At 65.1% G+C, this 26,130-nt stretch carries 22 protein-coding genes; 17 read left to right on the forward strand and 5 right to left on the reverse strand.

Annotated elements, in window-relative coordinates; translation table 11 throughout:
• The 3 genes from IPF85_RS22120 to IPF85_RS22130 form a co-directional block, all read left to right on the forward strand.
• Positions 1-1,712: CHAT domain-containing protein (locus IPF85_RS22120; protein WP_343410220.1), on the forward strand; the 1,712-nt coding region annotated here is incomplete at its 5' end.
• A gap of 101 nt (positions 1,713-1,813) precedes the next feature.
• Positions 1,814-3,655 carry a CHAT domain-containing protein gene (locus tag IPF85_RS22125; RefSeq protein WP_343410221.1) on the forward strand — a complete coding sequence of 614 codons (1,842 nt, stop codon included), beginning with the start codon at positions 1,814-1,816 and terminating at the stop codon, positions 3,653-3,655.
• 531 nt (positions 3,656-4,186) lie between these two features.
• On the forward strand, positions 4,187-4,519 hold the full coding sequence (locus IPF85_RS22130; RefSeq protein ID WP_343410222.1) for a hypothetical protein: 333 nt from the start codon (positions 4,187-4,189) through the stop codon (positions 4,517-4,519).
• Positions 4,520-4,538: 19 nt separating this feature from the next.
• On the opposite strand, the gene ftcD is transcribed toward IPF85_RS22130, so the two are convergent.
• Positions 4,539-5,423, reverse strand: a complete 885-nt coding sequence (gene ftcD / locus IPF85_RS22135; protein ID WP_343410223.1) for a glutamate formimidoyltransferase — start codon at positions 5,421-5,423, stop codon at positions 4,539-4,541.
• Between the two features lie 151 nt (positions 5,424-5,574).
• Here ftcD and IPF85_RS22140 point away from each other — a divergent pair, with 151 nt between their 5' ends.
• The 7 genes from IPF85_RS22140 (at position 5,575) to IPF85_RS22170 (ending at position 13,650) form a co-directional block, all read left to right on the forward strand.
• A complete protein-coding gene (locus IPF85_RS22140; RefSeq protein ID WP_343410224.1) occupies positions 5,575-7,239 on the forward strand; it encodes a hypothetical protein in 1,665 nt (554 codons plus the stop codon).
• Positions 7,240-7,253: 14 nt separating this feature from the next.
• A complete protein-coding gene (locus IPF85_RS22145) occupies positions 7,254-7,964 on the forward strand; it encodes a hypothetical protein (RefSeq protein WP_343410225.1) in 711 nt (236 codons plus the stop codon).
• Positions 7,961-9,364 carry a proton-conducting transporter membrane subunit gene (locus IPF85_RS22150; RefSeq protein WP_343410226.1) on the forward strand — a complete coding sequence of 468 codons (1,404 nt, stop codon included), beginning with the start codon at positions 7,961-7,963 and terminating at the stop codon, positions 9,362-9,364. Before IPF85_RS22145 ends, IPF85_RS22150 begins: the two co-directional genes overlap by 4 nt.
• Positions 9,365-9,542: 178 nt before the next feature.
• Positions 9,543-10,850 (forward strand): hydroxymethylglutaryl-CoA reductase, degradative, encoded by a 1,308-nt coding sequence (locus IPF85_RS22155; protein ID WP_343410227.1) that lies wholly within the window; start codon positions 9,543-9,545, stop codon positions 10,848-10,850.
• Between the two features lie 18 nt (positions 10,851-10,868).
• Positions 10,869-11,924, forward strand: a complete 1,056-nt coding sequence (locus tag IPF85_RS22160) for a hydroxymethylglutaryl-CoA synthase (protein ID WP_343410228.1) — start codon at positions 10,869-10,871, stop codon at positions 11,922-11,924.
• An 11-nt stretch (positions 11,925-11,935) separates the two neighbouring features.
• Positions 11,936-13,093 carry a thiolase domain-containing protein gene (locus IPF85_RS22165; protein ID WP_343410229.1) on the forward strand — a complete coding sequence of 386 codons (1,158 nt, stop codon included), beginning with the start codon at positions 11,936-11,938 and terminating at the stop codon, positions 13,091-13,093.
• Between the two features lie 143 nt (positions 13,094-13,236).
• Complete coding sequence (locus IPF85_RS22170; protein ID WP_343410230.1) at positions 13,237-13,650, forward strand: Zn-ribbon domain-containing OB-fold protein; 414 nt, start codon at positions 13,237-13,239, stop codon at positions 13,648-13,650.
• 172 nt (positions 13,651-13,822) lie between these two features.
• On the opposite strand, the gene IPF85_RS22175 is transcribed toward IPF85_RS22170, so the two are convergent.
• From IPF85_RS22175 to IPF85_RS22190, 4 genes are all read right to left on the reverse strand, one after another.
• On the reverse strand, positions 13,823-14,356 hold the full coding sequence (locus IPF85_RS22175) for a flavin reductase family protein (RefSeq protein WP_343410231.1): 534 nt from the start codon (positions 14,354-14,356) through the stop codon (positions 13,823-13,825).
• A gap of 5 nt (positions 14,357-14,361) precedes the next feature.
• Entirely contained in the window at positions 14,362-15,489 is a 1,128-nt protein-coding gene (locus IPF85_RS22180) for a DUF1786 family protein (RefSeq protein WP_343410232.1), read from the reverse strand.
• Positions 15,490-15,723: 234 nt separating this feature from the next.
• The gene (locus tag IPF85_RS22185; RefSeq protein WP_343410233.1) at positions 15,724-16,713 is read right to left on the reverse strand and encodes a tetratricopeptide repeat protein; all 990 of its coding nucleotides are present in this window, start codon (positions 16,711-16,713) and stop codon (positions 15,724-15,726) included.
• Entirely contained in the window at positions 16,710-18,173 is a 1,464-nt protein-coding gene (locus IPF85_RS22190) for an NB-ARC domain-containing protein (protein ID WP_343410234.1), read from the reverse strand. The genes IPF85_RS22185 and IPF85_RS22190 overlap by 4 nt, the downstream gene beginning before the upstream one ends.
• A gap of 479 nt (positions 18,174-18,652) precedes the next feature.
• On the opposite strand from IPF85_RS22190, the gene IPF85_RS22195 reads away from it, so the two are divergent.
• The 7 genes from IPF85_RS22195 to IPF85_RS22225 all read left to right on the forward strand — a co-directional run bounded on the left by IPF85_RS22195 (position 18,653) and on the right by IPF85_RS22225 (position 25,876).
• The gene (locus IPF85_RS22195) at positions 18,653-19,903 is read left to right on the forward strand and encodes a hypothetical protein (RefSeq protein WP_343410235.1); all 1,251 of its coding nucleotides are present in this window, start codon (positions 18,653-18,655) and stop codon (positions 19,901-19,903) included.
• 1,512 nt (positions 19,904-21,415) lie between these two features.
• Complete coding sequence (locus tag IPF85_RS22200) at positions 21,416-22,360, forward strand: choice-of-anchor Q domain-containing protein (RefSeq protein WP_343410236.1); 945 nt, start codon at positions 21,416-21,418, stop codon at positions 22,358-22,360.
• A gap of 204 nt (positions 22,361-22,564) precedes the next feature.
• Positions 22,565-23,194, forward strand: a complete 630-nt coding sequence (locus IPF85_RS22205) for a right-handed parallel beta-helix repeat-containing protein (RefSeq protein ID WP_343410237.1) — start codon at positions 22,565-22,567, stop codon at positions 23,192-23,194.
• Positions 23,195-23,851: 657 nt separating this feature from the next.
• A complete protein-coding gene (locus IPF85_RS22210) occupies positions 23,852-23,995 on the forward strand; it encodes a hypothetical protein (RefSeq protein WP_343410259.1) in 144 nt (47 codons plus the stop codon).
• Positions 23,996-24,429: 434 nt separating this feature from the next.
• Complete coding sequence (locus tag IPF85_RS22215) at positions 24,430-25,260, forward strand: hypothetical protein (RefSeq protein ID WP_343410238.1); 831 nt, start codon at positions 24,430-24,432, stop codon at positions 25,258-25,260.
• A 218-nt stretch (positions 25,261-25,478) separates the two neighbouring features.
• Positions 25,479-25,649, forward strand: a complete 171-nt coding sequence (locus tag IPF85_RS22220; RefSeq protein ID WP_343410239.1) for a hypothetical protein — start codon at positions 25,479-25,481, stop codon at positions 25,647-25,649.
• 104 nt (positions 25,650-25,753) lie between these two features.
• A complete protein-coding gene (locus IPF85_RS22225) occupies positions 25,754-25,876 on the forward strand; it encodes a hypothetical protein (protein WP_343410240.1) in 123 nt (40 codons plus the stop codon).
• The last annotated feature ends 254 nt before the right edge of the window (positions 25,877-26,130 follow it).

Raw genomic sequence — 26,130 nt, forward strand, 5'->3', positions numbered from 1 at the left:
AAGAAGCCATCACGGCCTATGACTTCGGTCGCCAGGCCATCGCCCAGCTCTTTGAGAGCCAGCTCGACCGGCCGGCCAAAGAATCGTGGCTCAAGGAAGCGCAAGGCCTGCCGGCCAACGCCGCCTACGCCCTGGCCCAACTCGGCCGGCTGCCAGAGGCGATCGTCGCCCTCGAACAGGGCCGCACCCGCCTGCTGGCCGAAGCGCTCGAACAGAACCGCCGCGACCTGCAACGCCTGCCCGCGCTCGGTCACGGCGGCCTCTACGAGCGCTACCGCGCCGCGTCCGACCGCCTCGCTGCCCTGCAGCAGCAGGCCGGCCAGCCCGCAGGCGCCGGCCCGGATCACCCGGCCGGCCCGCGCGACTACGCCGCCTGGCGTCAGGAGCTGGAGGCGGCCCGCGGCGATCTGGATGAAACCATCGCGGCCATCCGCAGCGTGTCGGTGGACGGCCAGCAGCCCTACGCCGATTTCCTGCAGCCCCCTACCTTCGCCCGCATCGCCGCCGCGGTGCAGCCCGGCGTCCCCCTGGTTTACCTGCTGACCACCACCGCCGGCGGACTGGCCCTGTTCGTGCGGCGCGAGACCGCCGCTGACGCCGTGGCGGTTGTCACTGCCGCGCCGTTGGACCTCACCGAACCCGCGCTGCGCGCCATGCTGGTGGGGCCAGCCGACGATCCTGCCCTGGGCGGCTACCTGGGCGCGTACAGCGCCTGGGTGCGCGAGTCGCGCAACCCGGCCAAACGCCAGGCGTGGTTCGACCAGCTCGAGCAGACCACGCACGATCTCGGTGACAAGGTCATGGGACCGGTCGTGGCCCATTTGCAGAGCCTGGGCGCGACGCAGGCGGTTCTCATTCCCAGTGGCCTGCTGGCCCTGCTGCCCCTGCACGCAGCCTGGACGCAGCCGAGCGGGCGTCGCCGCTACGCGCTGGACGACATCACCCTGACCTATGCGCCGTCGGCCGGCGCGCTGCAGCATGCGCGCGAGCTGGCCGGCCTGACGCGCGATCTGCGCCTGCTGGCCGTGGACGAGCCGCAGCCGGTCACGGCTAACCGTCTGCCCAACTCGGCGGCCGAAGTGGCCGCCATCGGCGCGCTCTTTGCCGATCCCACCGTTTTGCACCACGGCGAGGCCAGGCGCGAGGCGGTCCTGGCCGCCTTACCCGCGGCGCAGGTGGTCCACTTCTCCTGTCACGGCGCCAACAACTGGCAGAAGCCCCTGCAGAGTGGCCTGGTGATGGCCCATGACCGCCTGCTGACCGTGGCCGATGTGCTGGCCCTGCGCCGGACCGGCGCCCGGCTCGCCACCCTCTCCGCCTGCGAGACCGGCATCGTCGGCACGGACCTGCCCGATGAGGTGGTGGCCCTGCCCGCGGCCCTCACGCAGGCCGGTTTTGCCGGCGTGGTCGCCTCGCTCTGGTCGGTGGCGGACGTGAGCACCGCGATGCTGATGGAGCGCTTCTACCGTCTGTGGCGCCAGGAGGGGCTGCCCCCTGGCGAGGCCCTGGCCGCGGCGCAGCGCTGGTTGCGCGACACGACCAACCAGGAGAAGGCCGACTACTTCGGGCATGACATTCCGGACCTCGATGGCGCCCGTATGCCACAGGCGATTGCCGCTGATTTCTTCGAGCAGGTGGCCGAACGCCATCAGCAGGAGCAGAGCTTCGAGCATCCCTTCTGGTGGGCTGCTTTCTACCTGACCGGGGTGTAACGACCTGTCGCCCAGCCTGCGGAAGTCTCTCGTCCGGCCTTTAGGCGCCTGCGGACGCCTGCTCGGAACGCATGGGGATCATCACGATGGAGGTCATCACGATGGACAAGAACGCACAACTCCTGGCCGCTCTGCGTCAGCTTGAGCCGGAGCTGCCCGGCCTGTTCGGGCCGGACTGGCCGCAGGTTGCAGACCGTTTGCGCCAGTTGCGCGACGAGCTGACGCATGTCGCCCCGGCGCGCGCCAGCATCATCCGGGTCACGATTCTGAACATCTTCGGCAACTACCCGGCCGCCCACACCCGCTTGGTTGCGACCCTGGACGTGATGCAGGCCGGCGCAGTTCCCAAAGGCGGCCTGGAACGTCACTACCAGCCGCCCGCGGCCACGACGCGGCCCGCGGCCACCACCGTCATCCGCTACACCGACATCGCCTGCCCGTCGCAGGTGTGGGTGCAGACCCCGCGCATCGCGGTCGTCGTGCGCCTGACCGTGCAGCCGCCGGTGTACAGCGCGGCCATCGCCTCGATGGCCCTGGACACCCACCTTCCGGTGCGTCTGCGCCTGGCCGCACCCGGCTTCGATCTGCTCAATGCGGCCGAGCAGGAGACTCCGGTTCTCCCTGGTGCGGACAGCCCGCCGGTTGTCTTCGACCTGCGTCCGCACACGGTCGGCCCCACGCGGGTGACGGTGGACTTCTTCCAGGCCGGCAACCTGGCGGGCACGGTCAGTGTGGCCGTGGAGATTACCGCCGCTCCCAGCAGCGCCGTGGAGATTCCGCGCCACGCGCTCGCACTGCGCATCGCTCCGTCGGCCGAGCCGCCCGCGTACCAGCTTCACATCGCCTACGAGCGCTTTCAGCAGCGGCCGGCGCTGGTCTTCACCCTCTTTCGCGGCAACAAGCCAGGGCAAACCTTCCATCCCGTGCCGTTGATGACGGATCCGCAGACGGAGGCCAATCGTTTGTTGGCGCAGTTGACCGATCTCACCGATCACCTCGACCCCACGGCCAAACTCGCGCATCAGGCCCGCCGCACGCTCCCGGCCGCGGACGCGGAGCGCCGCCTGCGCAGTCTGGGACAGAATCTATGGAAATCGCTGATTCCGGCCGATCTCAAGGCGGTGTACGAGCACGAGCGCGGCGCGTGGCGTGATGCTTCCATGCTCCTCGTTTCCGATGAGCCTTATTTCCCCTGGGAACTGCTCTGGCCCTACGGCGAGGGCTGGCAGGATCCGGATGAGGGACCCTGGTGCCTGACCCTGCGCCTGACCCGCTGGCTGCGCCGGGATGAGCAGGGCAATGGTCACGACGGCCCGCCCACGACCCTCTCCCTGCGGCGGCTGGCCTGCCTGGCCCCCACCGATTCCGGGCTGAACTATGCACAAGATGAATGTGACCACCTGCGTTCACAAATTGCCGGGCGCGGTCTGCGCGATGCCAGCCCCACGGCCGCCACCTGGTCAGACACGCTGGATTTGCTGGAAGGCGGCGATTTCGACTGGCTGCACGTCGCCGCCCACGGCTCGTTCTACTCCGATACGCCCGATCTCGACGCTGCGCTCTGGCTGCAAGACGGTCGCAGCCTGACGCCTGACAGCATTGTCGGCCCGGCCATCGAGGCGCACCTCAAGCGCCAACGGCCCGGGTTCGTCTTCAACGCCTGCCACGGCAGCCGTCAGGGCTGGGCGTTGACCGGGTTGGGCGGCTGGGCCAACCGGCTCATCAGCAGTGGCGCGGGTCTCTTCCTGGCGCCCCTGTGGACCGTCACCGATCGCCAGGCCGCGCACTTCGCCGTGACCTTCTACGAGCGGCTCTTCGCCGGCGACGCGGTCGCCGATGCCGTGCGCCAGGCGCGCCTGGCCGCTCGCCAGGTTGGCGATCCCACCTGGCTGGCGTATAGTGTGTACGCGCATCCGAATGCGCGGTTGGTGGCTGGTGCGTAGGGATGTGGCCTCACCTCACCCCCGGCCCCTCTCCTCTCCCGCATAGGGAGAGGAGAGGGGGGGAAGGCTTTTCTTGTGTCGTGGCGTTGAAATGTTAAACGCAAGGACGCAAGGGCTTTTTTTCTTTGCGTCCTGGCGTCCTTGCGTCCCTGCGTTGAGAAGCGTGACAAGCGCGGGCAGGCCAGGCCGTCTCCGGCGTGACGGCGCCGTTTGTCGCAGAACTTGCTTCTCTCGTCCAACGTCGTCCGACCAGGAGGTCGGACCTACAGATTCAGTCCGTGAATTCATTCATGGATGGTCTTTTCGTGGATCGTGGGCGTCAGCGCCGTGGGCAACCTGGTCTACGTGGCTGATGCGGGCGGCGGTCTGGTGATCCTGCGCGTGCATTGAGACGAGATGGCGGGGCATCCTGTCAATCCTGTTATTGCTTGACCGTTTACGGTCGGGCGATGGGCGGCGATGGCTGATTGACCGCCATACCTGACAATGGTAATATCCTGGCTGTGAATAGGCACCGGCAGGAGGATGAGCATGATTCTCGATGAACTTAGACCGCGTCTCCACGATCGCGCCACGCGCGGTCAATCTCTGACGCATGAAGAGGCAGCCGCGCTGGAAGCCTGGTACGCGCAGCAGGATCAGGCCGAATTGGCCCAGATCGTACGCACACCAGTGCATGATGTTACGCTGCTTCAACAACAAATAGACGGGGCTTTGACGCAACTCGCCAAGACAACCCAACAGATCCGGCGGTTGGGTAAAGAAAACGCGGCGTTACGCCGCGAAAATGCGCGCTTGCGTGTTCGACTGGCCGACCAGGCCATATTTCAACCAGCTCCAACCTTGCGCAGGCCCGCCGGGTAAGGAGCGGGCGGGGAGATTTTTACATCAGCCGATTCTCCAGCACCATCTCCGGCGTGAAGTTGTCAATCTGCAGATACCACTGCGCGGCGTCCAGCAGGGCCTGCTGCGGAATCATGCCGACCAGCTCGGTCCGTTCGATCATGCAGCCGTAGCGCGCGGCCTCGGAGCGGATCATCTCCACCGCCCGGTGAATGGGCGTCCCCGTGAAATCGGTCAGGTTCATGGAAACCTGCGCCCGGCCCTCCACCAACAGCCCCATCGCCTTGACGAAGCGCAGGCCGCCGCTGGAATGGCGCAGCGCCTTCGCCACCTTCTTCGCAATCTCCACGTTCGGCGTGTTCAGATACGCGTTGAACGCCACCAGGAAGCCGCGCGCGCCAATGATCGTAGCGCCCGCCGGCCCCACAGCCGCCGGGCCGTAGTCTGGCGCGCGCGCCGGGTTGGTCGCAATCTCCGTCTTGAGCAGCTCATACTCCCCGCGGCGCACATCCGCCAGGTTGACGCGCGCCGGCCGCGTGGCCGCCGCCTCGTACAGATAGACCGGAATCTGTAGCTCGCTGCCGACGCGCTGCCCCAGGCGCTGCGCCAGCGTCACGCACTCCGCCATCGTCATGCCGCGCAAGGGCACGAACGGCACCACGTCAGTGGCGCCCAGCCGTTGATGCGCGCCCCGGTGCTGCTCCAGGTCAATCAGACGCGCCGCCGTCGCAATGCCCTGGTACGCCGCTTCCAGGATCGCCTCCGGCTCGCCCACCAGCGTCACCACCGAGCGGTTATGGTCCGCGTCGCTCTCCACGTCCAACAGCGAGACGCCCGGCCCGCGCATGGCCTCCACAATGGCCTGCACGATCTCCGGCCGGCGTCCTTCGCTGAAATTCGGCACACATTCAACCAGTTGTTGCACGATTCATCTCCTTTTGTCCGTTCACAGTCAGCCTGTACCTGTCATTCTAAAAGTGGCATGGTGATTGTGCAAATTGAACGCGCGTTGTTTGGCGCCCCTATCGCCGTGTGGTAGAATTCAGCCAATTACTGAGGGTAGTGAGAAATCGCTTTTGAGTTCCATCCTGGCAGGTCCCATTGGGCCAGCTTTCTCCCTGATCGCGGGAGCGCTGGCTCTCATTTTGATTGTGCGCTGGCGCCAGCCCGGCTGGCACAGCGTGCTGGCCATGCTATCGCTGCTGACGGCCGGTCTGCTCTGGTATCGCCTGCGCAGTTTGCCTGACCAGGCGCTGTTGGAGCGCCCCTGGGAGATCATGGTGCTGCCGACGGCTCAACTGGTGTGGCAGGTAGATGGCTGGGCCTGGTTGTGCGGCCTGTTGGCCCTGCTGGTGACTGCCATCGAAATCCTCTTCAACTGGGATTCCGCCGGTTGGAACACGCCCCAGGTACATAGCCGCCGCTTGCTGGCCCTGGTCGCAGCCCTGGCTGTGGTCTCATCCAACAACCTGTTGACCCTCGCCGGCATGTGGGTGCTGTTCGAAATCGCCCTCCTGGCCCGTGCCATCGCGCGACCGCAGCAGCCCGTGGTGGTCACCGGCGCCGTCGGTAGCCTGCTCGTTTGGTTGGCCCTCAGCCTGACCGGGCTGGACTCTGCGCAACTACCGCTCGGCGCGGGCGCCCTGGCGTCGCTGCCCATCCTGCTGCTTCTACTGGCCGGCCTGTGGCGCGTGGCCTTCTATCCGTTTCATGCCTGGCTGCTTGCCTCCACTGCCTATACACGGCCTGTCCACCTGACTGAATTCCTCCTGCCCGCGACGGTCGGGCTGACCCTGCTGGGCCGCGTCTACCAGACCGACCTCGCCCTGGCCCTCAGGCAGCCGGTCTGGCTTGCCATTGGCCTGCTCGGCCTGCTCGGCAGCAGCCTGGCCGCCTGGCTGGACACCAACCAGGAGCGCAGCCTGCTGCTGGTGGCCGTCAACCGCGTCACCTGGTGTGTCGTTGCCATGATCCTCAGCCCGGTGGTCGGACCGACCGCGGCGGTCTGGCCCCTCATGACCGTTACCCTGGGCTTGAGCGGCATAGTCGTGGGTCTGGCCCTGGTACGGGTGGCCGGCTGGCGTCTCCCGCTGGCGCTCGCCATGCTGGCTCTCATCGGTGTGCCGGGTACCGTGGGCTTTCCCGTGCGGATCACCCTGGCTACCCTGCCCACCATGCAGGAGTCGCTCTTGCCCGGCCTCAACCTGTTGCGCTGGCTGCTCACCTGGCTGGCCGATACGATCGCGATCGCGGCGATCCTGCGTCATTGGCCGGCCGCCACGCGCACCCCATCCGTCGAAATCCTGTTCGGTCAACGCTGGCTGGTGGCCCGTCACCTGCTCGGTTTTGCCCTCTTTGCGGCGCCGCTATTGACCCTGGGATTGCAACCACCCTTGTTGGCCCGTTGGCTGGGCTTGCTGGAGCCAAGCCCCTTGTTCGATTCATTGTGGACGCAGGTACGCCTGCTGCCCGGCTGGATGTGGCTTGTCCAGGGCTTGGCCGCCGGCCTGGGCTTCCTGCTGGCACGTTGGCGCCCGCGTCTGCTCGTGGCCCAGGTTGCGCAACAACGTATCGTGGCCCAAATTGTAGACCTGGGCTGGCTGCTGGCCGGCTTGCGTGGGGTCGGCCGCGGCCTCAACCTGGCCTCCTCCACAATCACCGGCCTGCTCGATGGCGCCGGCTATGTGGGCTGGCTGGCCTTGATTATGCTGCTGGCCTGGTTCCTGCAAGCCGGCAGCTAGGGAGACGTGTTGTCATGCCACCTTTGTCCAGTTTAGCTGCAGCCCTTGATGGCGTTTCCGGTTTGCCGGCCATTGCCCTGGCCATCGTGGCCGCAGCCTTCCTGATCATCATCGCCGATTGGCGCAGCAGTTTGCTGATGATGCAACTGCTCTACCTGGCGTTGGCCATCGTCAGCCTGCGCCTGCTGCCGCCGGAGTGGGCCGTCCTGCGCATCCTGGTGGGCGCGTTGATCGGCATCATGTGGTATTTGTCAGCCTATCAGCTCAACCGGGATAGATCGCGTCTCAATCAAACCAACGCCGCGGCTGCGATCGCCCAGGACCGCCCGGCCGTGAGGGCAAAGATCGTGCCTCGCTGGCCCTGGCTGGCTACGACCGTGACGTTCCGCAGCGTGGTGGTCATCATGGTTGGGCTGGGCTTGTTCCTGACCAGGGCGAGCGTGGCCCTGCCCGAACTTTCCCCCGACGCCGATTTCCTGTGTCTGTGGCTGACCGCGATGGGGCTGCTGGCTTTGGCCCTGGAAGAGGAGCCGTTCAAGGCCGGGATGGGCCTGCTCATGTGGCTGGCAGCCGTGCAGATTTTTTATGGCAATCTCACCCATGATGCGCGCATGATCGGTGTCATCGGCGCGCTGGAACTGCTGGTGGGGCTGGCCTGCGCGTACCTGATGGTGGCACGCGCGGCGCCCGTTCCTGCCAACCCGGATCAGGAACCGCGGCCATGATCAGCGGCACGTTTCTCCTGGCCGTCGTGCCGCTGATGGCTGCCGCCCTGACCTACGCCCTGCGCCGTTTTGCCACCCTGGCCGTGGCCGTGGCCGTCACCTTGATCCTGGCCCTGGGCCTGTTCATCTGGATCGCACCGCCCGATCTCACCGTCACCCTGGCCGGCCGCTCGCTGCTCATGGGGCAGGATGTGACCTGGAGCGGGATGAGTTTTCGTTTTACCGAGGCGCTGCGCCCCTTCCTCAGCTTTCTCTATCTCATCACGGTCATTGCGCTCATCTTCGCCTGGCGCATTTCGCAAGGGCGCACCTTCTTCGCCGCTGCCCTCATCGTCACCAGCCTGGCCAGCCTGATCCTCATGGTGCGGCCCCTGACGCTGGCGCCCCTGGGACTGGCCTTCATCGCCTGCATCGCGGTCTTCATCGTGCAGTCGGGCCGCGGCGGTTCGACCCGGGGCGCGTTCCGCCAACTGTGGCTGCCGCTGGCGGCCTTCCCCTTCTTCCTCACCGCCGGCTGGCTCCTGGAGCAGATTCCGCTCAACCCGGACAACCCGGCGCCCTTCAACCTGGCTGTCACCCTGCTGGGTTGGGGCCTGGTGCTGCTGCTGGCGCCCACTCCCCTGCACGGACCGCGGGTGACCCTGGCCAGCGAAGCGCCGCCGCTGGTGGCCGCGTTCCTGCAGTTGATCAGCGAAGCGGTCATCCTCTACCTGGTGCGCGCCTTCACCGCCGATTTCCTGGCGATCATCAACGACTTCAACCTGGCGCGCTTCCTCATCTACGGCGGGCTTTTCAGCATGGCCTGGGGTGGCATCGCCGCGGTCGGTCAGCGCGACTTTGCGCCACTGTGGAGTTACGCCGGCCTGGTCAACTATGGCAATCTGCTGCTGGCGATGGGACTGGGGCTGCTCAGCTCGTGGTCGCTGGTGCTGCTCCTCTTCGGCGCCCGCACCATCCTGATCCTCCTGGGCGCCATGAGCCTGGCTTCGTTACGCCAACAGGCCGCCGCCACCGATTTCGCCCGCGTCGCTGGCCTGGCCAACCGCTTACCCTGGACCGTGGCCGGCCTGCTGGCCGGCGGCTTGGGGTTGATCGGCTTCCCGGCGACGGCCGGCTTTGCCAGTCAGTGGACGCTGCTGCAGCAGGTGGCGGTGCGCGATGCGCGCTGGATCGCCGTCATGGTGCCGGCCGCCCTCCTGGTAGCCATCGGCTATCTGCGCGGCCTGGCCGTGCTTGGCGGCGCCACCGCCAATTCCCAGGTGCGTCGTGAGCCGGTCGTGGCCGGCTGGCTGATTGCCCTGGCCGTCCTTGCCAGCGCCCTGCTCGGCCTGGCGCCGCAACTGCTCACCGGACCGGTCTCCGCAGCCCTGGCCGCGCTGGCAACCCTGGTGGGGCGCTGAAGACCTCGACTGAGAGGATGCTGAACCTGATAGGTTTTGACAGTCTCGACCCTGTAAAATTTTCTCGATCTGTGCGTCTCAATCATGAGTGCGCCCGCCGGCTTGCAGGCCGCTGCGGGCGCGTTGTCTGTAGAGGAATTGTCAGAGTTTGGAGTCAGAGTTTGGAGTCAGAGAGTCAATGAAGAAATCATCACGGCTGAGCGGCTTTTATCAGTTGAGCCGGCCAGAGCGCGCTCGCATCGTCGCGGCATGGGCCGATTTGAGCAGCGAAGAGCAGGCTACGCTGGCGGCCGGGCTGAGCCTGGAGCAGGCCGATTATATGATCGAAAATGTCATTGGCCTCTTTGCCTTGCCGCTCGGCATCGCCACCAATTTTTGTATCAACGATGAGGACATCCTGGTGCCGATGGCCGTCGAAGAGCCGTCCATCGTGGCTGCGGTCAGCTTTGCCGCGCGGCTTGCGCGCGCGGGCGGCGGCTTTCGCACCGGCAGCACAGAACCGGTGATGATCGGCCAGGTACAACTGCTCGACCTGCCCGACCATGATTTGGCCGCGGCGCAGGTGCAGGCGGCCGCGGCCGACATTCTGGCCGTCGCCAACCGCCTGCATCCGAGCATCCAGGCCCGCGGGGGCGGCGCGCGGGGGCTGGAGGTGCGGCCGCTGGCGGATACGCCGGCCGGCCCGATGTTGATCGTGCATCTGCTGTTCGATACCCGCGATGCCATGGGCGCTAATGCGGTCAACACCGCGGCCGAAGCCATCGCGCCGCTGCTGGAGACGCTGACCGGCGGCCGCGCACTTCTGCGCATTCTCTCCAACCTGAGCGATCAGCGCCAGGCCTGGGCCGAGGTGGCTATCCCCGTGCAGGCGTTGGCAACGGAAAGCCTGGCCGGCGCACGCGTGGCGCAGGGCATCGTGGAGGCCAACGCGTTTGCCGTGGCCGACCCCTACCGGGCCGCGACGCACAACAAAGGCATCATGAACGGCATTGATGCGGTGGCCCTGGCGACCGGCAATGACTGGCGCGCCCTGGAAGCCGGCGCACACGCCTACGCCGCCCGCGACGGGCAGTATCGCGGCCTGACCGATTGGCGGGTGGCGCCTGAGCTCGACATGCCGACCGGCCCCACGCTGCATGGCCGCCTGCAGATGCCGCTGGCCGTGGGCACCGTGGGCGGCGCGACCAAGGCCCATCCCAGCGCACAGGTGGCGCTGAAGATTCTGGGTCAGCCCGGCGCGCGCCGCCTGGCTGAGATCATGGCCGCGGTGGGGCTGGCGCAGAATCTGGCTGCCATCCGCGCCCTCGTCACCGACGGCATCCAGCGCGGGCACATGGCCCTCCACGCCCGTCAGGTGGCCCTGGCGGCCGGCGCGCAGGGTGACGAGGTCGCGGCCATCGCCGTCCAACTCGTGCGCGAGGGGCAAGTGCGGCAAGCGCGGGCTGAAGAACTGGTGCGGGCGGGCGCCCGCTTGAGCCTGGAGTAACGAGTCGAGGTAAGAAAGATGTTGTTGATGAAACCAAAACGACCGGTAGGCATTACAGGTTATGGCGCCTACGTGCCGCGCTTTCGCTTGCCGGTGACCGAAGTGTCGCGCGTTTGGACCGATGGCGAAGGCGGGGTGCCGATCAAAGAGAAGTCAGTGCCCGGCCTCGACGAAGACACGGCTACCATGTCCATCGAAGCCGCGCGTAATGCCCTGGCGCGCGCCGGTATTGACCCGCGGCTGATTCGTGCCGTCTGGGTAGGCAGTGAGTCGCATCCGTATGCAGTCAAGCCAACCTCCACCATCGTGGCGGAGGCCATTGGCGCCGTGCCTACCACGCAGGCGGCCGATTGGGAATTCGCCTGTAAAGCGGGTACGGAGACCTTGCAGGCCGCGTTCGGCCTGGTTGGTTCACACATGGCCGATTACGCCCTGGGCATCGGCATGGATGCGGCGCAGGGGCGCCCCGGCGACGCGCTGGAATATACCGCAGGCGCGGGCGGGGCCGCATTTATCATCGGGCCGGCCGCAGAAAGCGTCGCGGTGCTGGAAGGCTCGCTTTCGTATGTGACCGACACGCCCGATTTCTGGCGCCGGCCCTATGCGCATTACCCGTCGCACGGCCAGCGCTTCACGGGCGACCCGGCCTATTTTCATCACATCACCGCGGCGGCGGAGATGATCCTGAGCGAAATGGGGCGCCAGCCGTCCGACTATCGCTTTGCGGTCTTCCATCAGCCCAACCTCAAGTTCCCGCAGAAGGTGGCCAAGACCCTGGGCTTCACGCCGGCGCAGATCGAAACCGGGCTGCTGGTTGGCCTCATCGGCAACACCTACGCGGGTTCTTCCATGATCGGGCTGACCGCCATCCTCGATATTGCCGAGCCGGGCGACCGGGTGTTGATCGTCTCTTTTGGCTCTGGCGCAGGCAGTGATGCCATTTCCTTCGAAGTGACCGATCGGATTGCACACAATCGTGACAAGGCGCCCCTGACGCGTCACTACATCGAGCGGCGCAAAGAAATTGACTACGCCACCTATGTCCGCTATCGCGGCAAACTGCAGACGGCGTAAGGAGTGTTGCTGTGAGACCAGTCAGTATTATCGGCATTGGGCAGACGCCCGTCGGCGAACTCTGGGACCGCTCGTTGCGCCATTTGGGCCATGACGCCCTGGTGGCCGCGCTGCGCGATGCCGGCGTGGAGGCGGTTGACGCCTTGTATGTGGGCAACATGCTCTCCGGCGAATTGGCCGGGCAGGAACACCTGGGCGCGCTGATGGCAGACTTCGTGGGCTGGCGCGGCGTCGAGGCGTTCAAGATCGAAGCGGCCTGCGCGTCGGGCGCGGCCGCGCTGCGCGTGGGCTACCTGGCGGTTGCCAGCGGTCAACTCGACGTGGTGGCTGTGTTGGGCGTCGAGAAGATGACAGACACCACGGGTGAGGAGACCACCACCGGCCTGGCGCTGGCGGCCGATCAGGAGTACGAAGCGGCCGAAGGCGTTTCCTTTGTGGGCATCAACGCCATGCTCATGCAGCGCTACATGCATCAGTATGGCATCAAGCATGAGGCGTTTGCCAATTTCACCGTCAACGCACACCGCAACGCGCTGCATAATCCCAACGCGATGTTCCATCTGCCGTTGGGGGTCAAGGATTATGTCAAAGCCAGCATGATTGCCGCGCCGGTCAATCTGCTCGATTCCTCGCCCATTTGTGACGGCGCGGCCGCGGTGATCCTCTGTGCGCACGATCGGGCGCGTGAATTCGGCATCAACCGAGCGCCGGTGCGCATCCTGGCCTCAGCCGTGGCGACCGACACCCTGGCGGTGCATGATCGCCGCGATCCGCTGAAGCTGGAGGGCGGTTCTTTGAGCGCGCAGCGCGCTTACGCCCAGGCTGGCGTGACCCGGCGCGACATCAACCTGTTCGAGGTGCATGACGCGTTCACGATCATGTCGGCGCTGTCGCTGGAAGCGGCCGGCTTTGCCGAGCCGGGCCAGGGTGTGCGCCTGGCGCAAGAAGGTGAGATCGCCATCGGCGGCCGGGTTCCCATCAGCACGATGGGCGGGTTGAAGGCGCGCGGGCATCCTGTGGGCGCGACCGGTGTTTATCAGATCGTGGAGTTGGTGCAGCAGTTGCAGGGGCAAGCGGGCGCCAACCAGGTACAGAAAGCGCAGATCGGCATGGCACAGAACATTGGCGGCAGTGGGGCCACCGTCATCACCCACATCCTGGCTAATTAACGGTACTGCGGGCCTGTCAAAAGCTGTCAAATCCAGCGGCAGTTGTGAAAGAAGGGACAGATTGATAGGTTTTGAGAAAAATGAGTGGTAAAGTAGGAGGCATCGAGGGCTTTTTCAACCCTGACTAGTGGAGGTCACTGACCATGGGAGTTGCACGAAATTGGCGGACGCGCCGTCAGCGCTATAGCCTGATGGGCGAAGTCTGTAATGAATGTGGCAAGGCGATCTTCCCGCCGCGCGATGTGTGTCCGCACTGCGCCGAACCGGCCCAGTCGCTGCATCAAATGAGCGGCCAGGGTGAGGTTTACTCGTTCACGACGATGTACGATGCGCCGGCCGGGTTCGAGGCCTACCTGCCGTACACGGTGGCGCTCGTCAAGCTGAACGAAGGGCCGATGCTGACAGCTCAGCTCACCGATGTCGAGTCGGACGATGTCAAGATCGGCATGCCGGTCGAGATGGTCACACGCAAGTTGACCGAGGACGGCCCGGAGGGCGTCATCGTCTACGGCTACAAGTTCCGTCCGCTGCTGATGCCGGTCGCGGTTGCGGCGTAAAGCGAGCGATTACGGCGAAGCCCCCGTAGGTCCGGCCTCCTGGCCGGACGACGTTGGACGAGAGAAGCAAGCTCTGCGCCAGACGACGCCGTCACGCCGGAGACGTGACCTACGGTTGAGTAAACATGTTGACACGAAGGGACAAAGCAGTGCTTTGTCCCTTCGTTTTTTTCTAACCGCCGTAGGACCAGGGCGATTCCCACAGATCGAGCGGGACAAAAGCGCCTGGGCGCATTCCCACTTCCACCACATCGGCGATGATCAGGGTGTGGTCACCGCAATCCTGTATGGTGCATACATTTTGGCACTCGATCCAGGCCGCCGCCTCGACGAATAGGGGGCAGGCGGTTTCACCGGGCCGGCAACGATAGCCGTTCAGCGTATCCTGGTCGAAACCGGCGTGTGTGTACCGAAAGAAGGCATGCGCCATGTCTGCCTGCTCGCGACCGATCAGGTTGAGCGCAAAGACCTGGCTGTTCAGGACGTGCTGCAGAATGCGGGATGGCGTGCGCAGCGCAACGGCCAGGCGCGTCGGCTCGAACGAGACCTGCATCACCCAACTGACCGAAGCCGCGTGCAAACCCTCGTGGTCACGCGTCGTGATGATGTGGATGCCATACGGAATGTGCCTCAGCACCTCGACGCGAGTGCCTGTAAGCTCATAATCGCTCATCGTTGTTTCCTCGTCGTTTTTTAGCAGGGGCATGATATTCACCAAAGACTGACGCCCTGCCCGGTGTCCAGGGCGTGGACGATCTCGTCGCGCCAGTTCGGGAAATGATCGGCGCAGGCGCGCAGCAGGCCGAAACAACCGGTCATCATCTGGTCGCCATGCGGCACTGCCTGGTAGACGGGCAGGCGTGAGCCGTTGAGCATGGCGCGGCGCGGCCCGGTGACGGCCACGAAATCGAGCGCGACCGGCGTCTGGTCCAACACCAGGGCGCCATGCCCATGCCCGGCAAAGACCTCCTGGTGGCTGATGGAGCCGTCGGCCAGCCGCTCGATCCAGCCGGTCAGCCCCTCCTGGTTCAGCAGCCCGGTGTGGTGCTCGAACAGGCGCACGAACTGGCCGTCACGGTATTGAAAGGCCAGGCAGTGGAAGTTGCCCACGTTGGCGATCAGCGCGGATGGGTGCGTCCTGACCACCGGATCGTCCCAGGCGCCCAGCACCGCGGCCGGCGCGGTGTCCATGACCAGCACGGGGACAGAGGGATCGGCGCCGGCGCTGTCGGCCACGGCCTGCAGACGGGTCATGATGGGCGGTACGGCCGCGGCCGGGAAGGCAAAGGTGGACAGGCGGCGGTTGGCCTGCAAACGGGCGGCCAGGTAATCCAGGCGGAACTGGCGATCGCTGACGGCCGGCGGCGCGTCGCCATGATCGAACACCGCGACGGCCAGCGCGTCCGGCCGCAGGGTCAGGCCAAAAGCGGCAAAAGCCTGGGCGATGGCGGGATAGTCGAAATCTCTGAGGGTGACATGGGCCATGTCGGGCCGCCGGGCCAGACCGGCAGCCTCGTCCGCGCTCACCACTTCGATGCCCAGGTCGCGGCGCACGGCCTCCAGGTCGTCGTTGAAGCTGCGCGCCGCCGCCGCGGTGGCCCAGATGGGCAGCCCGGCCTTGTGATGATCCTCCGCGGCCCAGGCGCTCGGCCCGCCGCCCATCAACACCCCGCTGAGCAGCAGCGGCTGCCGCGCCGCGGTGGCCTGCCGAATCTGCCCGGCCACGCGCAGCGTGGGCGAAGGCATCACCAACTTCAGACAGTTCTCCGGATCGCGCGTCGAATCGAACCACAGGATGTCTTGCGTGCCGGTGCCGATGTCAACGACCAGGATGTGCATTACGCATCGTTACCTTGATATTCTTGGGGGTCATAAGCCGGGCTCAATCTCCCATCTACCAATTCCGTCGCCACCGCCACCTGCTCATCTGCGACACGTAGCGTGCATCATACTCCAGCGGTTTCTCAGCGTTGAATAGTGGAGCGCCCTGGACGACGCGCCGAAGGGCGGGTGGCGGGTGGCGCAGCACTCGATGATCATTACTTGCCAATTATACACGGGGCTGCGCGGTGGTCAATTCACCTGCAGTAGTTTCTCCAAACGCCGCTGCGTGTTTTGCTGCGCCAGCCGGTTGCCGTGGTGCTCGTGGATGCGCATGGCGGATTGCAGGGCTTCGATGGCCTCGGCCCGGCGGCTCAGTCCGGCCAGGGAGCGCCCCACGGCCTGCAGCACCACGCCGCGGCCGGCGTCATCACCGTAGGACTCGACCAGGGCCAGGGCGGTCTGCGCACGCCAGAGGGCCTGCGTCCACTCCCCGCGCGCGGCCAGCGCATGGTGCAGGAAAAGGTGCGCTTTGGTCTCATAGGCCACATCGCACGAGGCTTGCACCAGGGCTAATGCCTCATGCAGCCATTTTTCCAGCGCAGCCGTCTGCGCCGCGGTCAATGGCTGCAACTCAACGGCCGCCAGACCCCCCGCCGCGGCCACGGCCGCGTCCAGGTGTACGCGCGCGCGGTTGATCAAAGCATCAGCCCGGCGTGGCGGGTCGCCGATCGCCGCAGCCAGCGCCACGGCCTGCTCCGCGTACGTCTGCGCCGGCGCAAAGTGCTCCGCGGTCAGGTAGATCTCCGCCAGCAAGTTGGCCGCAATCACTTGCCGCACGCGATCCTGGCCGGCTGCGGCCAATGCCAGCACGCGTTCACCCCAGGCCAGCGCCTCATCCAGGTCTCCCTGCCGGAAGCACATCGTGGCCAGGCGGTGCAACAGATTGAACAGGCGTGCAGCGTCCACGCGATCGGCCGCCGCGGCCAGGCGGGCCAGGCAGGCCTTCCACTCCTGCCACTGCCCGCTGTACATCGCGTCGGTGTGCAGGGCAACGGCCAGGTCCACCGCCAACGGCAGGCATGCGCCGGTCGTGGCCGCCCACCACAGCGCGCGCAGCGCATGCCCCCGCAGTGGCTGCAAAGCCAGGTGATCGGCCGGTTGACGCCAGCGGGCCAGCCAATGCTGCAGGCTGCGCTCCAGGCCGCTCAAAAAGTCAACGGTCAGATCCGTCTCGATCATGAGCGCGCCGCCGGCGTCATCACGCCCACCAGTTCAGACAAGACGAAATACTCGGTCAAGCGGTGAATACTGTAGACCGTGTCCTGCACCGCGTGTCCCACATTGAGCAGCGAGGCATTGACCAACTCCTGGATCGCCCGGCAAAACTCGTCATCGGCCGGCACCCCGCTGACCGCGGCCAGGTGTTGCCACGCGGTCCCGCGGGCGTCGAGCAGCGGCATGTGCAGCAGGAGATGACGGGCCGGCCGGGAGAGGTGCTGCCAGGCATAGGCAAACAGGTAGCGGTAGAGATCGTGATCGCCTTCGCTGACCTGAACCAGGTCGGCGAGCACCTGTCCGAGCGGCAGCGACTGCAGTTGGCCCACCACCCACTTGATCGCCAGTGGATTACCGTCGGTGATGCGCGCGACGCGCAGCAAGTCCTCCTCGCTGGCATGGTGCAGCGCCTCGATGTTGCGATCCTGACCCTCATAGCGGATAAAATTCACCGCGTCGTGCAGCGTCAGCGGCCTGGTGGTCAGCGATGTGACCGGATCGAAGGCGCCGACGGCATAGCGCGAGGTGAGCAAGATGCGGGCGGGATGTGACAGGCGGTGCAGGCCCATGACCAGCGATTGCACATCGGGCGCGGTCTCCAGGTTGTCCACGACGACCAGGGTGGGATGCTCGCCCAGCGCCGCGCGCACCGGCGCCTCGCGGCGGTCAGCGGATTGACCTGTCGTCGCGGCCAGATCGAGGCGCCGGGCCAGTTCATCGAGCAGTTGGGCATACGACAGCGCGGGCGCGTCCAGGTTGTGCGCGCGACCCCAGGCGAACAGCCGCTGCTGCACCGTGATCCAGATCACGCGTTCAAAGCGGCCGTCGTAGATCAGCGCCTCGCAGGCTGCGCGCGCCAGGGCCGTCTTGCCGATGCCGCCCATGCCATCCAGAGCCACCAGCCAGTGCGCTTGCGCGTCGGTGAGGAAGCGGCGCAGCGCGGAGAGTATTTCGTCCGCGCCGAACAGCCGCGAGAAGGTGGGCGTTGGCAACTCGTCGAGGGCCTGCTGCTGCCGTGCGCTGAGGCGAGCCACGCGTTGCGCGTGCTCCTCGGCCTGCCAGAGGAGTTGGCTCAGCGCGGCCAGGCCGGCCTGTTGATGTTTGAAGAGCGAACGTTCGGAGAAATGGAGATCCAGGGCGAGCTGCGCCATTGGCTCGCGCTCCACGTAATGGCGGCGCAGCACCGCGGCGCCCAGGGCGTCGCTGGCCTGCAGCCGCTGCAGGCCGTCAGTCAGCACCGCGCGCACCGCGTCGGGCAGCGAGGCGCCGGGAGGGCGCTGTTGGGCTGTCAGCACCAGGCGCCAAGCGGCCAGGCGCGTGAGCGCCAGCAGCCCAGGGTCGTCGTGGTACGCGTGCAGCGCCTGCTTGACGAGCGTCAGCCACGCCTGGCCGCTGCCGGTTTCGAGAGAAGATGGCATACGCATACGCAGACGCTCCTCAGCAATGCAGCAATGGAGATAGAGAATCGTGCGTTCATTATAAGGGCAGATTGCACTCGCCGTCAAACCACGCCCGCGGCGTTTGGCTGTATACATGCAGAAAGAGTGCAGAAAGAGTGCAGTTTTGTGCAGTCCAATGGGCGCCGCATGAGATGCCCGTCTGTGAGTGGACAGGTGCGCCGACAGGTTCTCCTGCAATTGCATCAACGTGTACAGTAAGCCCCAGTGGTTGCGATGGCAACATGGCATCATCGTCTCTTGGCTGATCAGCCGCTTGTGTGTGGGAGGAGAAAAGGCCTTATGCAACGTCTTCGTTCTTCAAATTGGAATAAAACCATCACACTGACCCTGGTGTGCCTTACGATTCTGTCGAGCACACTGGCGCCGGCATCCGCGGCTCCGGTAGCGTCAAAGGAGCGCGCGGCCGGCTCAGGCCAAGCCGCTCTGACCCACCCCAGCTTGTCGTGACCACGCCGACAAACGGGCAGGTTTTGGGCGGGACCATCGTTCAGGTCAGCGGCACGGCCAGTGATCGTCACACAGTAACCGTGACCGTCAACGGGGAGACTGCACCGCTGGTGGCCGGCCAGTTCGCCATCGCTCTGACCATGGCGGGCGGCAACCAGGTGGTTACCGTTGTAGCGACCGACGCCGTTGGCGCCACGACCAGCGAGACACGCCTCGTTGCCCTGGATGTCGAGTGGCCTGCAGTCGCCGTGGTATTGCCACGGGATCGCCAGGCTGTTTATTCAGCCATGCCCGAAGTGGACATCCACTACAGCGACTACTTCGGCGCGGTCAACACCGGTACGCTGAACGTTCAGTTGCAAGCTGCCGGCGGTGGCACGTTTTCGATCACCAACCAATTGACCGTGACCGCGGCTCGAGCTTACGGCACCCTGGCTACGCCCTTGCAGCAAGATATCAACTACACGATGACCGTCACCCTCCAGGATACGTTTGCTAACCAGACCATCCAGCAGACCACCTTCTACATACCGCCTGATCCAGGCAGCATCGTGCCGCCGGCGGAGCCGCCGGTCACCGGCTGGGTCAGCGGGGTGGTGTACGATTCCACGACCTGTGACGAGTATCTGACCACCTGTGAGGGCTTGGCCGGCGCTCTGGTGACGCTGGCGAGAGTCGAGGTCCAGGCTCTGGCTGCTGCACGCGCAGCGCGCAAACGCCTGATCGCGGAGCGTTTGGCAACGATGGGGGAAAACTACACCCTGCCGCCGCTCGGCGACATTCCCAAGGTGACCGACCCGGTCAGCGGCACCATTGTCACGGGCCAGATGGCTTTTTGCTTTCCCGGTGGACGCACGGGTCACTATTGGCTGCGTGAAAAAGGACGGTTTACCTATATTGGCCAACGCGAGGCCGCGATTGCACGGGAGCGCAGCGCGGCGACGAACTGCGATCTACCTGACGCCCATGATCCGGCGGCGACGCCCGTGACTCTGACGGCTGTAGCCACACAAGCGGCGACAACCAGATGCAGGTCACTGTGCCGGCCGGCGCGATTCCACCCGGCGGCCAGGTGCAGGTCACGGCCACGGGAGTTCGACCAGGTCGAGTACCTGCCCAGCGGCGACCTGCCGGAGGGAACCTGGGGAGACCTATGCCTTCAACCTGGGCAGCGACTCGGACCACCAGTTCCAGCAGCCGATCACCGTGCGCCTACGCAACAGCAGGAACTTTGCGCCAGGATCTGAGATTCCCCTGGGCTTTTGGAATCAGCACCTGATGCAGTGGGAGCACGGGGTTCGCCACTGTGGATGCGTCGGGGCAAGGGTCGAGATGCACTTCTTGTTACACTTCTCAAACCATGATCCAAAACTATCCCGTCAGCCAATCTGATCTGAACGAGGGTGCGGATAGCAAAAGCGAGGATGACAATACTTGCGCAGTGGGGCAAGCGGGCTGTTACATCAACTATAAGTCCGGCGAACTGCACGAGTGGATTGACTTGCCACCGGCAGATGTCCTGGGTCGAGAGGTCGCGCCCCAACTACGGTACAGCACCGACCGCGCCGCTTCTTCGGCAGTCATTGACGTGAGGCTGAACATCAGCACGATGGGTTCGGTGGTAGGCGACCACCTGGGTTGGGAGTTGTACATCGAGGGTGAGAGAACGGACAGTTTCACCTTCGCTGCCGACCTCAGTCAAATCGGTGAAGTGGGGCGATATCGTTACCTTTGGGACGGTCGCAACGCGCAGGGCGAGCGACTGCCACCAGGTGTGTACGAGTATGCTGTTAAGCTAACTACCCCTATCGAGCCCAGTACTGCGGCACCACTGTTTTCGGTGGTCCGCCGGACTGCGTGAACCGGCCTACTGGCGTATTCGTGGATGCAGTCAAGGTGGTTTGGGTACGCGGCGCCGTCGAACTAGACGCTCAGGCCGATAGCTCCCTGGGCGCCGGTTGGACGTTGGACGGCCTGCAACGGCTCTACGAGAACGAGGCCGGGCGGATCTCTTGGTCACCAATGGCGAGCGGGCGGACGAGTTCTACTTCCCGCAGAAAGGACCTCTTGAGCGGCGGCTTGGCGTTAGCGCGACCTCTGCCGTGCCTGCGACCCGCGTTCCACTCTTGCCGGCTGCTGGGAGTCCGGCTTCCAGACCGCTGACCTGACGCAAGAACCCAGGTCGCCTCTTGAGCCGCCGCATCCCATCACGGAAACGCTGGCTCCACCTTCCCGGACGAGTCGCCTCAGCCCATCAGCGCCACGCACGGATACCCGGCGCGGCGCCGGAACAGGCAGGCCCGGAACCTACCGCCCCACCGCCACCCGACCCGACTTTGCTCCCCAAACCGCCGGTGCTGGAGATATTGCCGCCCTAACAGAGACCAGCACCCCAAGGAACGCAGGTATGCGGTCAAATCACAGCCAACACCACGTGGACGGCGTCGGCCAGCCCGTGCGTGGTGACCTGTGATGTGCAGGTGGCTTCCGGGATTACCTCCTTGACGATTCAGCCCGGCGTGACGGTGCAATTCCAGCACACCACCCGACGACTGCTGGTTTCAGGCGGACTGTTGGCCGAAGGCAGCGCCGGTCACCCATTCGCTTCCAGCCTGCTGCGGGCTCCACACCAGGTAGTTGGGGCAACCTTGCGTTCCTGACCGGCAGCAGGAACGCGGATCACGCCATTGTGGAATATGGCGGTTCCAACAGTGGGTCGTTGTACCTACAGTGACTTGGTACAGGTGTTGAACTCGATTGTGCAGTATAGTTACACGGGGATTGTGATACAAGGCGCATCGCCCCTCATCAGCGGAACACAGATTCTGACGAATACCGGCTACTACGGCGGCGGCATCTACAACGACTTCGGCAGCCCGACCATCCAGAACAACACCTTCAGCGCCAACTCGGCCTCCTCGGCGGCAGCATCTACAACGACCCGGCAGCCCGACCATCCAGAACAACACCTACCGCCAACTCGGCCTACTTCGGCGGCGGCATCACAACAACCCGGCAGCCCGACCATCCAGGGAACAACATCGCTGGCAACACAGGCAGAGGTATCTATAGTCAAGGTGGAGTTCCCGGTCCGCGCGTGGACTACAATGATGTCTGGAACAACAGCAATGGGAACTATGTTGGCGCCATCCCGAGTGCACGACATTTCGGCCGATCCGCTCTTCGTGAATGCGATGGCCGGCGACTTCCACTTGCAACCCGGATCGCCCTGCATCGACGCCGGTGACCCAGACAATCACCCCGCCACCGACTTCGAGAGCGACCCGCGGCCGATGAGCCTGGGTGTGGACATGGGGGCTGACGAGGTCCGCGGCTTCGGGGTGACGAAGGCGGGGCCGATCACGGCGGCGCCAGTCGAGACCATCACCTATCGCCTGGCGGTGGTGAACCTGGAGGCATCGCCGGTGAGCAATGTGGTGTTCACCGACACCCTTCCGCTTGAGGTACGCTACGTGAGTCAGCAAGCCGTTGGCCTGGACTGCGCCCACGATGGCGCGGCCTGGGGTGGCCTTCTAGCCTGCACCGTGACCGGCGGCGTTGGCCGTGAGGGAAAGCCGTCCGCTGACTCTGACGGTGGGGGTGACGAATACGATGCCCGCACCGCTGCCAGCGGTCAACAGCGTCATGGCAACGGCGAGTTTGGGCGGCGGACAGGTGATGGCGCGCGCGCGGGCGAAGACTGAAGTGACATGGTGCCGGGTGCGCCTGAATGATGGCCCGATGGGCAGCGACGTTCAGGCGGCCATCAACGCCAGCACGAATTCCGGCGACCTGATCAAAGTCAGCGGCAGCATGCTACCAGACTCTGATCACCAAGACCCTGACCCCAGGGAGGCTGGAACCACGACTTCAGCCTGCGCGATCCGCACCTCTATACCACGACCTGGATGCCAAGTGGCAGGGGAGCGTGCTGGTCATTAACGGCGCGTAAACCCGACCATCGATGGATTCTCCATCATCCACGGTTATGGCTCCTCCGGCGGCGGCATCTACAACGCCTCCGGCAGCCCGACCATCCAGAACAACACCTTCAGCGGCAACTCAGCAACCAGCTACTACTCCGGCGGCGGCGGCATCTACAACGCCTCCGGCAGCCCGACCATCCAGAACAACACCTTCAGCGCCAACTCGACCTTACGACTACGGCGGCGGCATCTTCAACTCCGGCAGCCCGACCATCCAGAACAACACCTTCAGCGCCAACTCGACACGCTACGGCGGCGGGGATCTACAGCGCCACCGGCAGCCCGACCATCCAGAACAACACCTTCAGCGGCAACTCGGCAGGCTACGGCGGCGGCATCTACAACTCCACCGGCAGCCCGACCATCCAGAACAACACCTTCAGCGCCAACTCGGTCCCCTACTACGGCGGCGGCATCTACAACGCCACCGGCAGCCCGACCATCCAGAACAACACCTTCAGCGCCAACTCGGCATCCTCCGGCTACTACGGCGGCGGCGGCGGCATCTTCAGCTTCTCCGACAGCCCGACCATCCAGAACAACACCTTCTAGCGCCAACTCGGCCCCCTCCGGCGGCGGCATCTACAACGCCTCCGGCAGCCCGACCATCCAGAACAACACCTCCAGCGCCAACTCGGCCCTCCGGCGGCTACTACGGCGGCGGCGGCGGCATCTACAACTCACTGGCAGCCCGACCATCCAGAACAACACCTTCAGCGCCAACTCGGCATCCTCCGGCGGCGGCATCTTCAACTACTCCGGCAGCCCGACCATCCAGAACAATACCTCCAGCGCCAACTCGGATCCTCCGGCGGCGGCATCTACAACAACTCCGGCAGCCCGACCATCCAGAACAACATCATCGCTGGCAACACAGGCGGCGGACTATCTCTAGTGGGGGTGGAGTTCCCGGTCCGCCATAGACTACAATGATGTGTGGAACAACAGCGGCGGCAACTATTCGGGCGTCACTCGCTGGCACGATATTTCGGCTCAGATCCGCTCTTCGTGAATGCGACGGCCGGCGACTCCACCTGCAACCCGGATCACCCTGCATCGACGCCGGTGACCCAGATAATCACCCGCCACCGACTTCGATGGCGACCCGCGCAGATGGGCCTGGGTGTGGACATGGGGCTGACGAGGTCCGCGTCGGGGTGACGAAGCGGGACCGATCACGGCGGCGCCAGGCGAGACCACACCTATCGCCTGGCGGTGGTGAACCTGGAGGCATCGCCGGTGAGCAATGTGGTGTTCACCGACACCCTTCCGCTTGAGGTACGCTACGTGAGTCAGCCGAAGCCGTTGGCCTGGACTGCGCCCATGATGGCGCGGCCTGGGGCGGCCTTCTAGCCTGCACCGTGACCGGCGGCGCGCTGGCCGTGGGGGAAAGCCGTCCGCTGACTCTGACAGTGGAGGTGACGAATACGATGCCCGTCCCGCTGCCAGCGGTCAACAGCGTCATGGCAACGGCGAGTTTGGGCGGCGGACAGGTCATGGCGAGCGCGGGCGAAGCGACTAAGTGACATGGTGCCGGGTGCGCCAGATGGCCCGATGGGCAGCGACGTTCAGGCGGCCGTCGATGCCAGGCACGAATTCCGGCGACCTGATCAAAGTCAGCGGCACATGCTACCAGACTCTGACCCCTCAACAAGACCCTGACCCTCCAGGGAGGCTGGAACCACGACTTCCAGCCTCGAAGCGATCCGCACCCTCTATACCACGACCCTGGATGCCAGGTGGCGGGGAGCTGCTGTCCATTAACGGCGCCGTAAACCCGACCATCGATGGATTCTCCATCATCCACGGTTATAGCTCCGCGGCGGCGGCATCAACAACACTACTCCGGCAGCCCGACCATCCAGAACAACACCTTCGCGCCAACTGGCTCCTCCGGCGGCGGCATCACAACGCCCTCCGGCAGCCCGACCATCCAGAACAACACCTTCAGCAGCAACTCGGCCTCCTCCGGCTCCGGCGGCGGATCCACGAGCGCTCCGGCAGCCCAACCATCCAGAACAATACCTTCAGCGCCAACTCGGCATCCCACAGACGGCCACGGGGATCCACAGCGCCTCCGGCAGCGCCCAACCATCCAGAACAATACCTTCAGCGCCAACTCGGCCATCCTCCCGGCGGCATCTACAACAACCCGGCAGGCCGACCATCCAGAACAACACCCCAGCGCCAACTCGGCATCCTCCGGCGCTTACGGCTCCGGCGGCGGCATCTCCGCCCCCGGCAGACCGACCATCCAGAACAACACATCCAGCGCCAACTCGGCCTCCGGCGCCGGCAGCGGCATCTACAACTACTCCAACAGCCCGACCATCCAGAACAACACCTTCAGCGCCAACTCGGCCTCCCCCGGCGGCATCTACAACTACTCCGACAGCCCGACCATCCAGGAACAACACCTTCCAGCGCCAACTCGGCATCCTCTACGGCGGCGCATCTTCAACTACTCCGGCACCCGACCATCCAGAACAACACCTTCAGCAGCAACTCGGCCTCCTTCGGCGGCGGCATCAACAACTACTCCGGCAGCCCGACCATCCGCAGCAACATCGTGGCGAACAATACAGGCGCAGGCATCCGCCGAGACAGTGGCTCGGTGAGTCTGGATTACAATGATGTGTGGAACAACAGCAATGGGAACTATGTTGGCGTCACTCCCGGTGCGCACGATATTTCGGCCGATCCGCTCTTCGTGAATGCGATGGCCGGCGACTCACCTGCAACCCGGACCGCCCTGCATCGACGCCGGTGACCCAGACAATCACCCCGCCACCGACTTCGATTGGCGACCCGGGGTAAATGGGCCTGGAGTGGCGACATGGGGGCTGACGAGGTCCGCGGCTTCGGGGTGACGAAGGCGGGGCCGATCACGGCGGCGCCAGGCGAGACCATCACTTATCGCCTGGCGGTGGTGAACCTGGAGGCATCGCCGGTGAGCAATGTGGTGTTCACCGACACCCTTCCGCTTGAGGTGGTCGCCATTACGTGAGTCAGCAAGCCGTTAGCCTGGACTGCGCCCACGATGGCGCGGCCTGGGGCGGCCTTCTAGCCGCACCGTGAAAGGCGGCGCACTGGCCGTGAGGAAAGCCGTCCATGACTCGACAATGGGGTGACGACGATGCCCGCACCGCTGCCAGCGGTCAACAGCGTCATGGCAACGGCGAGTCTGGGGCGGCGGACAGGTCGTGGGCGGGCGCGGGCAAAGACTGGAAGTGACGTGGTGCCGGGTGCGCCTGAATTATGGGCCCGATGGGGGCGACGTTCAGGCGGCCATCAACGCCAGCACGAATTCCGGCGACCTGATCAAAGTCAGCGGCACATGCTACCAGACTCTGACCCTCAACAAGACCCTGACCCTCCAGGCGGCTGGAACTACGACTTCCAGCCTGCTTGTGATCCGCACCTCTATACCACGACCCTGGATGCCAGGTGGAGGGGAGCGTGCTGGTCATTAACGGCGCCGTAAAACC

This window comes from Candidatus Amarolinea dominans (assembly GCF_016704685.1).
Lineage (GTDB): Bacteria > Chloroflexota > Anaerolineae > SSC4 > Amarolineaceae > Amarolinea > Amarolinea dominans.